The sequence below is a fragment of the Halomonas sp. H33-56 genome, assembly GCF_040147035.1.
Lineage (GTDB): Bacteria > Pseudomonadota > Gammaproteobacteria > Pseudomonadales > Halomonadaceae > Halomonas > Halomonas litopenaei.
The window spans coordinates 2,336,730-2,351,181 of the sequence record NZ_JAMSHP010000001.1; the positions used below are offsets into that span (position 1 = coordinate 2,336,730).

At 63.2% G+C, this 14,452-nt stretch carries 13 protein-coding genes; 10 read left to right on the forward strand and 3 right to left on the reverse strand.

The window, feature by feature from the left end; genetic code table 11:
• Positions 1-431 precede the first annotated feature (431 nt).
• The gene (locus tag NFH98_RS09860) at positions 432-1,115 is read right to left on the reverse strand and encodes a type 1 glutamine amidotransferase domain-containing protein (protein ID WP_108133626.1); all 684 of its coding nucleotides are present in this window, start codon (positions 1,113-1,115) and stop codon (positions 432-434) included.
• Positions 1,116-1,565: 450 nt separating this feature from the next.
• Here NFH98_RS09860 and NFH98_RS09865 point away from each other — a divergent pair, with 450 nt between their 5' ends.
• The 6 genes from NFH98_RS09865 (at position 1,566) to yidD (ending at position 6,417) form a co-directional block, all read left to right on the forward strand.
• Positions 1,566-2,417 (forward strand): ATP-dependent zinc protease family protein, encoded by an 852-nt coding sequence (locus NFH98_RS09865; RefSeq protein WP_108133627.1) that lies wholly within the window; start codon positions 1,566-1,568, stop codon positions 2,415-2,417.
• A 61-nt stretch (positions 2,418-2,478) separates the two neighbouring features.
• Entirely contained in the window at positions 2,479-3,993 is a 1,515-nt protein-coding gene (locus NFH98_RS09870) for an inactive transglutaminase family protein (protein ID WP_348828077.1), read from the forward strand.
• A gap of 3 nt (positions 3,994-3,996) precedes the next feature.
• A complete protein-coding gene (locus tag NFH98_RS09875; RefSeq protein ID WP_348828078.1) occupies positions 3,997-4,977 on the forward strand; it encodes an alpha-L-glutamate ligase-like protein in 981 nt (326 codons plus the stop codon).
• Positions 4,978-5,049: 72 nt separating this feature from the next.
• A complete protein-coding gene (locus NFH98_RS09880; protein WP_348816116.1) occupies positions 5,050-5,568 on the forward strand; it encodes a Fur family transcriptional regulator in 519 nt (172 codons plus the stop codon).
• 5 nt (positions 5,569-5,573) lie between these two features.
• On the forward strand, positions 5,574-6,017 hold the full coding sequence (gene hisI, locus NFH98_RS09885; RefSeq protein ID WP_213227839.1) for a phosphoribosyl-AMP cyclohydrolase: 444 nt from the start codon (positions 5,574-5,576) through the stop codon (positions 6,015-6,017).
• Positions 6,018-6,117: 100 nt separating this feature from the next.
• Positions 6,118-6,417 carry a membrane protein insertion efficiency factor YidD gene (gene yidD / locus NFH98_RS09890; RefSeq protein ID WP_348816173.1) on the forward strand — a complete coding sequence of 100 codons (300 nt, stop codon included), beginning with the start codon at positions 6,118-6,120 and terminating at the stop codon, positions 6,415-6,417.
• 268 nt (positions 6,418-6,685) lie between these two features.
• On the opposite strand, the gene NFH98_RS09895 is transcribed toward yidD, so the two are convergent.
• Positions 6,686-7,111, reverse strand: coding sequence for a SufE family protein (locus NFH98_RS09895; protein WP_348828079.1), 426 nt, complete (start codon positions 7,109-7,111; stop codon positions 6,686-6,688).
• Between the two features lie 173 nt (positions 7,112-7,284).
• Here NFH98_RS09895 and NFH98_RS09900 point away from each other — a divergent pair, with 173 nt between their 5' ends.
• Both NFH98_RS09900 and NFH98_RS09905 read left to right on the forward strand, forming a co-directional pair.
• Entirely contained in the window at positions 7,285-7,704 is a 420-nt protein-coding gene (locus tag NFH98_RS09900; protein ID WP_348828080.1) for a hypothetical protein, read from the forward strand.
• Positions 7,704-7,862, forward strand: coding sequence for a hypothetical protein (locus NFH98_RS09905; RefSeq protein ID WP_156088610.1), 159 nt, complete (start codon positions 7,704-7,706; stop codon positions 7,860-7,862). The genes NFH98_RS09900 and NFH98_RS09905 overlap by 1 nt, the downstream gene beginning before the upstream one ends.
• 121 nt (positions 7,863-7,983) lie before the next feature.
• On the opposite strand, the gene NFH98_RS09910 is transcribed toward NFH98_RS09905, so the two are convergent.
• Positions 7,984-9,186, reverse strand: coding sequence for a tyrosine-type recombinase/integrase (locus NFH98_RS09910; protein WP_348828081.1), 1,203 nt, complete (start codon positions 9,184-9,186; stop codon positions 7,984-7,986).
• Positions 9,187-9,723: 537 nt separating this feature from the next.
• On the opposite strand from NFH98_RS09910, the gene NFH98_RS09915 reads away from it, so the two are divergent.
• Positions 9,724-10,758 carry a DNA-binding protein gene (locus tag NFH98_RS09915; protein ID WP_213227851.1) on the forward strand — a complete coding sequence of 345 codons (1,035 nt, stop codon included), beginning with the start codon at positions 9,724-9,726 and terminating at the stop codon, positions 10,756-10,758.
• 393 nt (positions 10,759-11,151) lie between these two features.
• Complete coding sequence (locus tag NFH98_RS09920) at positions 11,152-14,373, forward strand: type VI secretion system Vgr family protein (protein ID WP_349622618.1); 3,222 nt, start codon at positions 11,152-11,154, stop codon at positions 14,371-14,373.
• Positions 14,374-14,452 lie beyond the last annotated feature (79 nt).

Sequence of the window (14,452 nt, forward strand, 5' to 3'; positions counted from 1 at the left end):
AGCTTTCATGACCCATGGTTCGCATAATCTATATTATGTTAAATGAGGTGTTTGCCGGTTCTCCCGGACAAGCCTCTGATGCTCTGCTGCCTCCCCTTTGGCGCTTGCGGCCTCCATGTCGATCGTCTGGCTGATTTTCCATCCTGCACAACCCAGCGACGCTTCCTCTCCGCTTGCGAGCACAGGCTAGCTGGCAGGAACCTCACGTTCGATGTCACATCGTGCCACACCGTCGTCTGAAACCCGTCCTCCGGCATCCAGGCAGGCGTCCTGGAGATGCCAGAGCTGGTAACGGCTTCCTGCGTAGAACCCCATGACGAGTCCGGCGACCAGCGCCGTGATGACGATAATCGCTATCGTGCGTCTTCCCTGACGATGTCTGGCTGCCATGGTGATGTCCGGATAGAAGAGATCTTGCTGACCGACGGTGATCAGTCGCCCAACGCTTCCAGCACCAGTTCGGCCACGCGTCGGCCCGAGGCTGGATTTTGCCCGGTGACCAGCCGCTCATCGACTACGGCGAATGGCTCCCAGGCGCGATCCGCCTTCAAATAGAGCCCGCCACGCTCGACAAGCTCCGTTTCGGTAAGAAACGGCACGATGTCGTCGAGCTTGGCCAGGTGCTCCTCGTGATTGGAGAAGCCGGTCACCTTCATGCCCTTGATCAGGTATTCCCCATCATCCCGGGTCACATTGAGCAAGCCCACGGCACCGTGACACACAGAGGATACGATACCGTCTGCCTCGTAGATGTCCCGACACAGGCGTTGGAGCGTCTCGTTGCCCGGAAAGTCCCAGATGACTCCATGCCCGCCCGCCAGATAGATTGCCCGATAGTCCGCTGCGTTGACCTCGTCCAGGGCCAGCGTCGTACCCAGGCGGTTCATGAAGTCCTTGTTCTGATAGTAGTCCCAGTCAATCGCTTCGGCGGCCGCCAGACTGTGGGGATCGATGGGCGTATAGCCCCCCTTGGGGCTTGCGATGTCGCAGGTCCAGCCAGCCTGTTCGACATGATCGATGAAATGCACGGCTTCACCTAGCCACAGACCCGTGGCTCGATCATGATTGGGATACTTGGCGTGACTGGTCACTACCACAAGAATCTTGTTATCCATGGCGAGGGCTCCGACGAGAACGTTGAACCTTGTAGTCGACTCTGTCGCTATCTTGTTGCGTTATTGTAGTCAGCCTCGTGCTAGCTTCAGCAAAGCACGAAAGGTTCTGCATAGTGGAAGCGGAATGCCCAGGGGCGTGTATAGGGACTTGTGTAGCCGCCAATACTCAGGCAACTCCTTGGGTCTATTGTCCCGATTTCTGATGAGGTAGACATGGGCCCCGCTCAGTAGACACCCTTGCGCTTTTCCAGGGGTGCGGGCTCGGGATTGTGGGCGGTTCTCAGCAGTACAGCGGAGCACCTGAGGCGTGATCAACCCGGCCCCAGCATGGACAGCGCTGGCGTCGCTCCTTATCATCGCTTCAATTTGTCTCGTTCGATTAGCTTCCTCGGAAGTGGTCTTGTCGAGTCACACCATTTTTGTCGATGCCGATACAAGGACGCTAGCGTCATGCCCCTCCGACCGACTCGTTTTCTTTCTTTGGCCGCCGCCGCGATGCTCGGTGGCTGTGCTCTGGCACCGGTCGACGCTCCGCCTCCTCCTGAGCCTCTCACGCCTTCGGAATTTCACGCCGAGATCCGAGGGCTCGAGACGCGCCTGGCGGGACGCTGCGACCTGACCCACGACATGCTCAGTGAACAGGCGGCGCAGGATCGCCGCATGACCGCCGATATCCGCGAAGTCGGTAGCCTGCTGCGCGGCGTACGCCAAGATCTGGCCGGGCTCGAGCGCGGCAGCGCGGAGCCCGGTCCTCGGACGACGCAGTGTGAGGCCAGCACCGAATCCGGTATCGACAACAAGGAACTGCTGGGACGCAGCGAGTGGGTTGGCTTGCCCGATGTGGGCACCTATCTGAAGGCGCGGATCGACTCCGGGGCCAATACCTCATCGCTGTCCGCTACCGATGTCACCACCTTCGAACGGGATGGTGACGAATGGGTGCGCTTCAAGCTGGGCCTCAATGAAGAGGATTCGGTGGTCGAGGCCGTGCGCGATGAATGGATCGAGGCGCCGGTAGAACGCAAGGTGACCATCGTCCAGGCCAACGGTGAAGAAAGCCGCCCCGTGGTCAGCCTGCTGATGACCCTCGGCCCGCTGCGTGAACAGGTCGAATTCACCCTGAACGACCGCACCCACCTGAGCTATCCCGTCCTGCTTGGCCGTCGTTTCCTGTTGGATATCGCCGTCATCGACGTGGCACGCCACTACCTGCACGACCGTCCCGAATTCCCAGGAGGGGAATCGGCCAGCGAAGCCGCCGACGAGGAAGCGGCCGATCGTGATGATCAGGAACAGCCCTGAGATAACGCTGTGTGCCGACGCCCCGGGGCGTCGGCCTTTCGCTCCCGATTAAGGAAGACCCATGTCCAGACTGCCCTTTTATCTGATCGTCGCCCTGCTGATGGTGGTTGGCATCGCGATGAGCATTCACCGCCACGTGGAATTCGAGGTCCCCTGGACGCCGGGTGAACAGCGCCAGGTCTGGGAAATCGAGGCTCAGGTCACCTTCGATGGCCAGGGCGAGCCGGCCAAGGTGGACATGGCCCTGCCCTCCTCTCAGGCCGGTTTTCGGGTGCTGACCGAGCACACCGCCTCTCCGGGTTATGGCCTGGCGTTCCTGCAGGAAAACGGCGCACGTCGCGCCGAGTGGTCCACCCGCGAGGCGGTGGGCGATCAGCGCCTCTACTACACCGCCCAGGTACTGGTGACCGAAGGTGCCCGCAAGGCAACCGCTCCGCCCCCGCCGCCGCCGGTGACCGATGTCGCCTGGGAGCGTCCCTACGACACCGCCGCCCAGCAGGTGATCGACCGCGCCTGGGCACGCTCGTCCGACGCCTTTACCTTCGCCCGTGAATTGCTGAGCGAATTCGCCGATGACCGCCAGGGGGAAAATGCCAGGCTACTGCTGACCCAGTTCGATCGTGTGCCGCTAGCCGTGCGCCTGTTGAACCAGGCCGGCGTTGCCGCCCGTGAGGTCAGTGGCCTGATGCTCGACAGCGGCCGTCGGCGCCAGAGCCTGACCTCGTGGATACAGGTCTATGACGGCGACAGGCGCGCCCTGTTCAATCCGGCTACCGGCGAACAGGGCAAGCCCGACAACCTGTTGATGTGGGAAAGCGCTGGCAATGCCGTGCTCGAGGTGGAAGGCGGTCGCGATTCACGTATTTCCTTCTCCATGCTGGTACGCAATCAGCCCGCCGCGGCGGCAGTGCGCAGCCAGCTCGCCGAGGACAGCGATACCCTGCTCAACTTCTCGATTCACAGCTTGCCGCTCGAGGAGCAGGCGCTGTTCCAGACCATCCTGCTGATCCCGATCGGTGCGCTGGTGGTGGTGCTGCTGCGGGTGCTGATCGGCATCAAGACGTCCGGTACCTTCATGCCGGTACTGATTGCCCTGGCCTTCATCCAGACCACCCTGCTCACCGGCCTGGTCGGGTTTCTGCTGGTGGTGGCCGTCGGTCTGGTCATCCGCAGCTATCTGTCACACTTGAATCTATTGCTGGTGGCCAGGGTGACGGCGGTGATAATAACGGTGATAGCGATCATCTCGATCTTCACCGTGCTGTCCTATCGCTTTGGCCTCAATGCGGGCCTGACGATCACCTTCTTCCCGATGATCATCCTGTCCTGGACCATCGAACGGATGTCGATCCTGTGGGAAGAAGAAGGCCCCAAGGAGGTGCTGATCCAGGGCGGCGGCAGCCTGCTGACCGCGGTACTGGCCTATCTGGCGATGAACAATCCGTGGATTCGCCACATCACCTTCAACTTCCTCGGCCTGCAGCTCATCCTGATGGCGCTGATCCTGCTGCTGGGCAACTACACCGGTTACCGGCTGCTCGAACTGCGTCGTTTCAAGCCAGTCACGGAGGACTGAGCCATGCTCAACTGGACCAGTCCCGGCAAGCTCAAGGCCAAGGGCATCATCGGCATGAACCGGCGTAACATCCGTTACATCGGTCGCTACAACAGTCGCAAGCTATATCCGCTGGTGGATGACAAGCTCAAGACCAAGCTGCTGGCACAGGAATACGGCATCACCACGCCGGAGCATATCGGTACGGTGTCGACCCAGTTTAGTGTCAAGCACATCAGCGAGATGCTGGCGGGCCACAACGGTTTTGTGATCAAGCCGGCCAAGGGCAGCGGCGGCAAGGGCATCCTGGTCATCGAGCGCGTCGAGGGCAAGCACTTCATCAAGCCCAGCGGCGCGGAGCTGGATATCGAGGATGTCGAACGCCACGTCTCCAATATCCTTTCGGGGCTCTATTCGCTTGGGGGCTCCCCGGACGTTGCCTTGGTCGAGGGGCTGATCAACTTCGATACCACCTTCGCTGCCTATACCTACGAAGGCGTGCCGGATATCCGTGTCATCGTGTTCAAGGGCTACCCGGTGATGGCGATGATGCGGCTGTCCACTGCCGCCTCCGACGGCAAGGCCAACCTGCACCAGGGCGCGGTGGGCGTCGGTATCGATATCGCCAGCGGGCGCGCCGTACGAGGCGTCCAGTTCGATCGTTCGCGCACCGATCATCCCGATACCGGCCATGAACTGGCCAGCCTGCAGATCGCTGGCTGGACCACCCTTCTTGAACTCGCCTCCGGCTGCTACGAGATGACCGGGCTTGGCTATCTCGGCACCGACATGGTGCTCGATCGTGACCGCGGCCCCATGTTGCTCGAGCTGAACGCCCGCCCTGGCCTGGCGATCCAGATGGCCAATGGCGAAGGCTTGCGGCGACGCCTCGATCTGATCGAGGCGCAGACCGAGGAGCGCAGCGCTGCCGAGCGGGTGGCCTTCGCCCAGCACCACTTCGCCCGCCAGGGCGAGCTGCAGGAAGCCCCGGCAGAAGCCATTTGACAGTTTCGCGTGTCTGGCCCGCCGGCGGGCCAGCGCGTAGACTAGGTTGCCGCTTCGTGAATATTGGACCCCATGACCGAAACCGCCCTGCTACAACAGGCTGAAGCTCACTGCGCACATCGTGGCGTGCGCTTCACCCCCATCCGGCGACGTGTACTGGAACTGATCGGTGAGGCCAGTGGCGGCCTCAAGGCTTACGATCTGCTGGATCGGCTAGCCAAGGATCACGCCGCCGCGCGCCCCCCGACGGTGTACCGTGCGCTGGAGTTCCTGATCGAACAGGGACTGGTACATCGCATCGAGTCGCTCAATGCCTACGTCGCTTGCCCCTGCCCCGAGCATGCCCATCGCTTCCAGTTGCTGATCTGCCGGGACTGCGGGCGCGTCGAGGAATTGCACCTCGACGAGATCAACGAGCAACTGGCAAGTCGTGCCAGGACACTGGGCTTCCAGGTACAGCGCCAGACCATCGAACTGCTTGGCCTGTGCCAGGCCTGCCAAGGCAGCCGCAACGATGGTGCCGAGGAGCGTGCCGACGCGACCGTTGATCCAGTCAATACAGCCTCTTCCACCCCCAAGGACGCCACCTGAGCCCCATGACCGACCTGCTCAAACGCCTCGAGCGCGAACCCTGCGATAGCCGTCATTCTCTCGAAGAGGTGCTGGCCAATGTGCGATTCAACGGCGATGGCCTGCTGCCGGCGATCGCCCAGCAGCACGATAGCGGCGAAGTGCTGATGATGGCATGGATGAACCGGGAAGCGCTGGAGGAAACGCTGCGCACTGGCCGGGTATGCTACTACTCCCGCTCCCGCGCCAAGCTGTGGCGCAAGGGCGAGTCTTCCGGCCAGCAGCAGCATCTCAAGAGTGCGTCGCTGGACTGTGACGGCGATACGCTGCTGCTGCAGGTCGAGCAGACCGGTCCAGCCTGCCATACCGGCCGTCGTAGCTGTTTCTATCTGTCCCTGGAAGCTGACAGCGCCCGCATCAACAGCGCTGCGCTGATCGATCCCGATGAGCTCTACACCAAGGGATCCTGAGTCACCGGCGACGGCCGGGGCTGACAGCAGTCGTGGTCGCGATGATCGATCGCCCCCCGCGCAGGAGCCATCACCCCGGGCGCGCGGACCGAAGCGCTGGCTGGCATGGCCGTTACTGGCGCTGATTCGCCTCTACCAGGGTGTCATCAGCCCATTGCTGGGCCCACGCTGTCGCTACTGGCCAAGCTGCTCGCACTACAGTCACGAAGCCATAACGGTTCACGGTCCGATACGGGGCGGTTGGCTAGCGCTCAAGCGTATTCTGCGCTGCCATCCTGGCGCCAAGGGCGGCATCGATCCCGTGCCTGGCGGGCCCAGCGAGAGGCTTTGCCGCCAGGATCCGGAGCTCGACGAGTGGTTTGAGGTGCGCGGCGACAGCGACTCGAGATCAGCGGACTGACGCGGGCGCCTCGTCGATGCCCAGGGTTCAAGCGTCAGGCAGCTTCCTGCTCCGCGACGCGATAGATGCGCTCGAGCATGGCGTTGAGGCCATTTTCTGCGCTGCCATCCTGGCGCCAAGGGCGGCATCGATCCCGTGCCTGGCGGGCCCAGCGAGAGGCTTTGCCGCCAGGATCCGGAGCTCGACGAGTGGTTTGAGGTGCGCGGCGACAGCGACTCGAGATCAGCGGACTGACGCGGGCGCCTCGTCGATGCCCAGGGTTCAAGCGTCAGGCAGCTTCCTGCTCCGCGACGCGATAGATGCGCTCGAGCATGGCGTTGAGGCCATTGCTGCGGGTCGGCGACAGGTGCTTGTCGAGACCCAGGTCCTTGAGAAAATGCGGACTGGTGGCGAGGATGTCGCTGGGCTTTCGCTCGTTGTAGATGCGCATCAGCACGGCGATCAGCCCTGACACGATGGCGGCGTCCGAGATGGCGGCAAAGTGCAGGGTGTCGCCCTGGCGCTCGTGGTGCATCCACACATTGGACTGACAGCCCTGAATCTTCAGCTCGTCACGCTTGTGCTCATCGGGGAAGGCCGGCAGTGCCTTGCCCATGTCGATGATGTACTGATAGCGGTCCATCCAGTTGTCGAACAGTTCAAACTCTTCCAGCAGCTCCTGCTGGGCCTGTTCTGCGGTACTCGTCGTGGTCATGGTGACTCCCTAGAATGCTGCCAGGATTATACCTGCCAGGCCCCGCCGTCGTCCTCCCCCGGTCAGCCCCGGTTCGGAGAACCCGGCCAGGCGTCATGCTAGAATTCGCCTTGAGCGGGTGACAACGGAGCACTCGCTGTCGCTCGCCGCCTAAGCTACATAAAGAGATCGACATGCAAGCGCCAGACCCCCAAGGACAGGGCCCGCATCGCTCACGTGATAGACGACTCGATGCACTGGAAAAGGAGCTCGACCAGTACCTGGGCTCGTCACGGGCCGGCAAGACTGGCACGCCGGCCTCCGAGCGAGGCCTGACGCAGCAGCAGCTGGAAGAGATCATCGCTCACCTGGCCGCCCAGCGACGGGCCAAGCGAGCGGTCATCCTTACCAATCTGCTGGATCTGGCCGATCGCGCGGGCACCACCGTCGGCGCGCTTTCGCTGATTGCGCTGTTCTTCGCCGACAAGGATAGCTCGGGGGCGACGCTGGTGGTGGCCAGCACGGCCAAGCCGCTTTGGGGCGCCTTCGTTGGCTTTGGTCTGGCACTCGTGGCATCCTATGCCAAGGCCCTGCTCACCTGGAGGGACAAGTGATGACATTCCATATCGCCATGCTGATCATGCTGGGCGCCACCTTGGCGCTGGCGGTGGCCGCCTACCGACTCGACCGTGGCTACAAGTCCGACGTCAAGGCGCTCACCGAGCACGCCAATCGTTATATCGCCCGAAAGCGCGGCCCCCTCGAGCACTAGGATTGCCTGGTTGGCTCCATTGGCGGGCTCCACTGGTGGGTTCTACTGGCGGGTTCTACTGGCGGATTCTGCTAGCCGCCCCCAGCCAGAAACCTGTCCAGGGGGGCTGTTTCTTCATTCCTTATTCTCCCCCCTTCCCTTGCCCCCATTTTGGTCCCTCTGCCTGGCCAAGGCCGTGCAGCGACTGCTGGCGATGCCATTCCTCGTCTTCGGTGTGAAGGTAGCGTGTCGTCGTCTCCAGGCGTGAGTGACGTGCCGACTGCGCCAGATAACGAAGCTCCACGCCCGCCTGGGCCTGATGGGTCAGAGCGGTATGCCTGAGCCAGTGCGGCGTAGCCTGTCGTAGCCGTGCCACCGCCTGGGGATCTCCGCCCTGCTCTTCCAGGCAGTCCGCGGCCTGGCTGAAGGTCGTGCGTATCAGTCGGTACAACTGGTTGTCACCTAGCGCGGTCTTACCATCCAGGCGTCTCAACAGTGGCGCTGGATCCCTGGCGGGATCGGCCGGCTCGCCGTAGAGCGTCCGCGCCTCCCGGACCAGCTCGATCATGTCGGGCGGCACCGGAATCTCGGCAAACTTGCCGCCCTTGCCGACCACCTGCCACCACCAGCGCCCTTCCCGCCTCACCAGATCCCCCATGCGCGCCTGGCTCATCTCGTTGATCCGCGGGGCCAGCAGGTAGGCAAAGCCGAACACCAGTCGCCGCCTGATCCAGAGAAATCTGGCTCGTCGGTCGGCACCTGGCTCCAGTGGCTCATTGAGCCAGGCCCACAGCCAGTCCCACAGCGGACGCTCCAGATAGCGCTCGACACGCCGCTGGCCATTGTTGAGTCGCCTGCGCTTGTCGCGCATCAATCGAAACGGGTTGCGCGACAGCCAGCCCGCCTCGACCAGCCAGGCCATCATGCCTTGCAGGATCACCAGACTCTGGCGTCGACTTGCCGGCGACAGTGGGCCACGAAACGGTCGCCAACGAGGATCCTGACGCGGCCTGACCGGTCCTACCCACTGCTCACGGGGGCGCGGGTCGGCGAGAAAGGTCTCGAACTCATCAAGGTGACCCCGGGTCATCTGGGCCAACGAAAGGCGGCGCTCTTCAAGCCACAGCAGCAGCCGCTCGGCCTCGCGGCGGTAGGCGCGCTGGGTCTGCGCACTGCCGGCGTATTCGGCAAACCAGTGAGCCACCGCCTGCCAGTCATCTTCCGCCTCGATCAGGGCCTTCGGGGACGACGAAGACGGTAATTCGCCGTCGACCAGGGTGCCCCCCGGCGTGCTGCCGACGATCGCCCTGCCGTCCTGTGCCGGTACTGTGGGATGGTTACTCATGCATTGTCACACCTTGAATCCACATCAGACCAAAGACCCCTTTTTCATGGATGATCGCTGAAGTTGCAGTGCTTTTCGCGTCCTTTCCTGTCGCAGCACGCGTGATATCACGCGTCGCCTTTGTTCTACTCTCTGGCTCTGGCCACGCCATTTGCCACCCCCTCTCGCTACACCCGGGCCTCTATGCGCCCTTATGCGCCCTCTCCCCTTTGAATACTGCAGCTGTAGGAGCAAAAACTCAAGATAAGGCGCGTAATCTTGATTTATTGTCGCATATCATAAATATTCCTACGTATTTACGCATTATGTAATTACACGTACTATCGCCTTTGTTTAATGGAAATGATGGCTGGCGGCATCAGCCGCCCCCTCACGAAGCAGGCAGGGGTTCGCAGGGATGTGAGCACCGCTCACGTGACGTCACCGCACGGCAGTGCCAACGGGTGTCACAGAAAGCGAACCGGAGCATGGCGAGCGAGGGGGCATTCAGGCATGATCAGCCGCTGGCGGAATCGACCACCGCACAAGGAGAGCTTCATGGCCCGTACCGGGATCACCTACGACGACGTTCAACGAGCGGTGGATACCCTGCTCAAGCAGCAGGAAGCCCCCAGCGTTCAGAAGGTCCGAGAGATACTCGGCACCGGCAGCTTCACCACCATCAGCGAGCACCTGCGCGAATGGCGTTCACGCCGGGAAGAGCGACGAGACGTTCCGCCCCCCCAGGGGATGCCCGTGGAGCTTCAGGGACTGGCCGAAGAGCTCTGGAGCAAGGCCCAGGAGGCGGCGGCGGAAAACCTGGCCCACTATCGCCAGGAGGCCGATCGCAACGTGGAAGGCGCGCTTGAAAAGGTGGCCGCCGCCGATCGTCGCGCCGAGGACGCCGAACAGCGCGAAAGCGCCCTGTCGGCCCATCTGTCATCCATGGAGCAGCGTCTGCAGGAGGCGGCCTCGGAATCGGCACGACTAGCGAGCGCCAATCAAGCGCTGGAGCAGCAGCTCATCAAGGAAGGCGAGCGCGCCACCCAGCTCGAAGCGCAGCTTGATCGTCTGCAGCAGGACAAGGAGCGTGAAGGCAGGGAGTACCAGCAGGCGCTGGATGATCAGCAGAAGCAGCATCGCGAGCGCCTGGCCCAGGAAGAACAGCGCCACGAGGCCGCCGAGGCGCGGCTGATGGCTATGCTGGACGAGGCACGCCAGGAACGACAAAGTGCGGAAAAGGCCCATGCCCAGCGCCTCAAGCAGGCCGATCAGCGCCAGGAGGTGTTGCAGCAGCAGCTTCAGGCACTGCGGGGCGAACTGTCAGAAGAGGAAAAGCGCCACCGCGAGACGCAGATGGAGCGCTCGCGAGCCGAGGAGAACCTGCGCGCTCGAGGCCACGAGGTAGACCTGCTCAACGAGCGTATCGAAGAGCAGAGGCGCCTGCTGGCGAATCAGTCAGAGCGACTCAAGGCGCTCGAGGCCAAGCTTGACGAGAAGATCTGGGCGCTGGCCAGACAACAGCGCGAACGCGCCGATGACAACGAAGGCACATCCAGCGGAAACGCCAAACAACAGACCTCTTCGCCCTAGGGCTGCGCCTCCTGGTATTCAGGCAGCGGCCTGGCCGTGTGATTGCATAGGATGGCATTCGCACGGCACGCCCGGGATCCAGCGCAACGGCACTGCAAACCACAAGCCCCATTCAGGGCCCAAGCGACGTGCACCGCCTCCTTCAATGCCCGATTTGCGGCGTTGCCAAGGCACAGCTTGCTCGACATGTCGTTTTCCTGCGTAAGCCCTTTCTGAAAACGCCTTTCCCCTGCTGCCCGGGCCCCGTCCCGCCGGTAAGATCCTCCAGATTCGGACTGACGGAATCGTTCAGGGAGGAACCGCCATGCCATCTGCTCCCCATCATTTGCGCTCATCGCTGCGTCTTCCATCGGCGCCCACCGAGTGGGCACGTTTGGCAGGAGGATGCTGAGCATGGACGACCCCTCCTGGTCCTCGTATCGCCCAAGCGACCTGCTCGGTGCCTTTGACGTCACACTGAGTCAGGATCAGCGCCTGCTCAAGTTTCATCTGGCCGGGCAATCGCTGATCCCCCATCGCTTGGTCGGTGAAGAGGCCATTTCGCGCCCCTTCTGCTACACCCTGGACGTGATCTCCCAGCGTGGCGACATCGAACTCAAGTCGCTGATCGCCCAGCCAGCGCTGATCGAGGTCCGCCAGGCCGACGGCGGCTACCGGCCGCTTTCCGGCCTGGTCGATACCGCAGCCCTGCTCGGCGAAGACGGTGGCGTCTACTACTATCAACTGGTGCTGGTGCCCTGGCTGTCGCTGCTGAGCCTCGGTCGCGATAGCCGCATCTTCCAGGACAAGACGGTCATAGAGGTGATCGAGGCGGTGTTCCAGGGCCACGAGATCGCCAAGGGGCGCTACCGCTTTGATCTTCGTCGCGACTACCCCGCGCGCAGCTACTGCGTGCAGTACCGAGAGAGCGACTTCCACTTCGTCAACCGGCTGATGGAACAAGAAGGACTGTTTTTCTATTTCAGCCATGGCGAAGGCGATCACTGCCTGGTGATCACCGACAGCGTAGATACCTGCCCAGCGGTAACCCCCCAGGCCATCCGCTTCCATCGCCAGGCCGCCACTGAGGCCGAGGACGCACTGACCCAGTGGGGTGGGCGCCGTCAACAGCAGCCCACCCGCGTAAGCCTCGCCACCTTCAACTACAAGCAGCCTCGCCACCCCAGCGACATCGCCCAGGACACCATCCGTGACCAGGTCCACCTGCCGGACACCGAGGTCTACGATTATCCAGGCGAGTACAACTACCCGGACCACCGTCGCGGTGAACGACTGGCGGTCAATCGTCTGGAAGCCCTGGAGTCCCGCGCCAAGCGCTTCCATGGCGCCGGTGGCGCCCGCCAGCTTCAGGTAGGCGGCCACTTCACCCTGACCCAGCATGGCCAACATGAGCGCGGCGACGACACCGAGCGCGAGTTCCTGGTGCTGGGCCTCAGCGTGCATGCCGAGAATGCCCTGCCGGTATCGGCGCATCTGTCGACCCTGCCCGGCAGCTTGCAGGAACAGCTCGATCAGGCGCGTTGCGCCCACGGGCTGGGTCTCTCGGATAAAGGCTCCAGCCTCCACCGTGACGATTACCAGCGCGCCGGCACCGGCCACTATCTGGTCGACATCGAGACCCAGCGCCTGTGCCTGCCCTATCGCTCGAGCCTCGACCATCCGCGCCCGGTGATGGGTGGCCCCCAGACCGCCACCGTGGGGGGGCCGGAAGACGAGGAAATCCACACCGACGGGCTCAACCGGGTCAAGGTGCAGTTTCACTGGGACCGGCTGGGTCACCACGACGCTGGCTCGAGCTGCTGGCTGAGGGTCAGCGAGCCCAACGCCAGCGCCGGCTGGGGCGCGGTCTTTGTCCCGCGCATCGGCCAGGAGGTGATCGTTGACTTCCTCGAGGGCGACCCGGATCGCCCCTTGATCACCGGTCGAGTCTACAACGGCGATGAACGTCCGGAATGGCACTCCAACGGTCTGCTGTCGGGCTTCAAGTCGAAGACCTATCGCGGTGGCAAGTACAACGAGCTGGTGTTCGATGACGCCACCGACCAGGAGCGGGTGCGGCTCAACTCCGAGCACGCCAAGAGCCAGTTGAACCTCGGCTATCTGATCCACCAGCACGGCAATACCCGCGGCGACTTTCGCGGCACCGGCTTCGAGCTGCGCACCGACGCCTACGGCGCCGTGCGCGCCAACCAGGGCCTGTTGGTCAGCAGCTGGGGACAGCTTGGTGCCAACGGTGAGCAGCTCGACATGCGCCCCGCCTGGCGCGAGCTACAAAGCGCCTGGCAGCTTGCCGACAGCCTCAGCAACAGCGCTGTCGACCACGACGCCGAGGCGCTTGCCAGCCGCACCGACCTGCACAAGGCCAGCGACGACGCCCAGGGGCGCCACGGTAGTGCCGACTCTGCCACAGCCTTCGACGGCAGCAGTGCGACAACGGCAAGCAAAGGTGGGCGTGGCGAGGCCGCGCGACTCAAGGAGCCCTGGCTGCAATTGGCCTCCCCGGCGGGCATCGCCATCAGCACCCCCCAGTCCACCCACCTGGCCCAGGGCAAGTCGCTGAGCGTCACCGCAAGCGAAGACATCAACCTGGCCGCCGGCAAACGCCTGGTCGCCAGCATCGCCGACCGGCTGTCGCTGTTCGTTCAGCGCGCCGGGATCAAGCTGTTCGCCGCCCAGGGCAAGGTCGAGGTGCAGGCCCAGAGCGACGAGATGGCGCTCACAGCAGAGAAAAAGCTCAGCATCACCTCCACCGAAGACGCCGTGCACATTGCCGCTGCCGAGGAAGTGCTGCTGACCTGCGGTGGCGGCTATATCCGACTCAAGGGCGGCGACATCGAAATTCACGCCCCCGGCACTATCGACGTCAAGGGCAGCCAGCACCTGTTTGGCGGGCCCACGAGTCTGAGTTATCCGCTGGACAACCTTCCAGAAACCGAACCCTCCAACCTGGATCTTGAACACCTCTATGGCAACGGTCGGCCGGTGCCCGGCGCCCGCTATCGCGCTTTCCTCGCCGATGGCTCAGTACGCCAAGGGGTGCTGGACGCCGCCGGCAAGGCAACGCTGTCTGGGCTGCCTCTGGGGGGAGTCCAGGTCGAGTACTTCCAGGACCCGCGAGAAATCGACAAACGGCCCCAGGCATGGCCCGTCAAGGTGCCGATCAAGCCAACGTACGCCACCACGTCCAGCGACAGCCAGACCGCCGTGTCAGGCAGCGCCAGAGATCAAGGATCGCCCCCCCAAGCGCCCAGCCTCCTTCAGTCTCCCGGCTGGACAGGTGGTACGCCTGGAGGAAGGCCAAGCACTTCCAGCGCGGGTCTATCGTCGCCAGGTTGGCCCAAGGGGCCTCCGTTGCCAACCATCCCAGGTGACATTCCGAGCGATCTTGCGGGGCGAGTCGAGCAGCAAGCCAGGGCACAACTCGAAAAGATCGCGCAGGAGAAGCTTCAGGAGCAGCTCCCAGGCCTTGGCAATACCGAGCTGTCATCACCCGGCTGGAAGGGTGACGTCCCCACCAGGCCGACATTCGGCGACCTCAAGGACACCCCCCACGCTCAGGACACCGACCTGACGTCGCCAGGCTGGCCTGGTGGATCACCGAAGAAACGCTCCTGAGTCGACAGGCCAATATCGCCAAGGGGCTCGGTGGGTAGCGGTCAATACCTCACTGAATGCATCAGGGATGGCGCCCTCT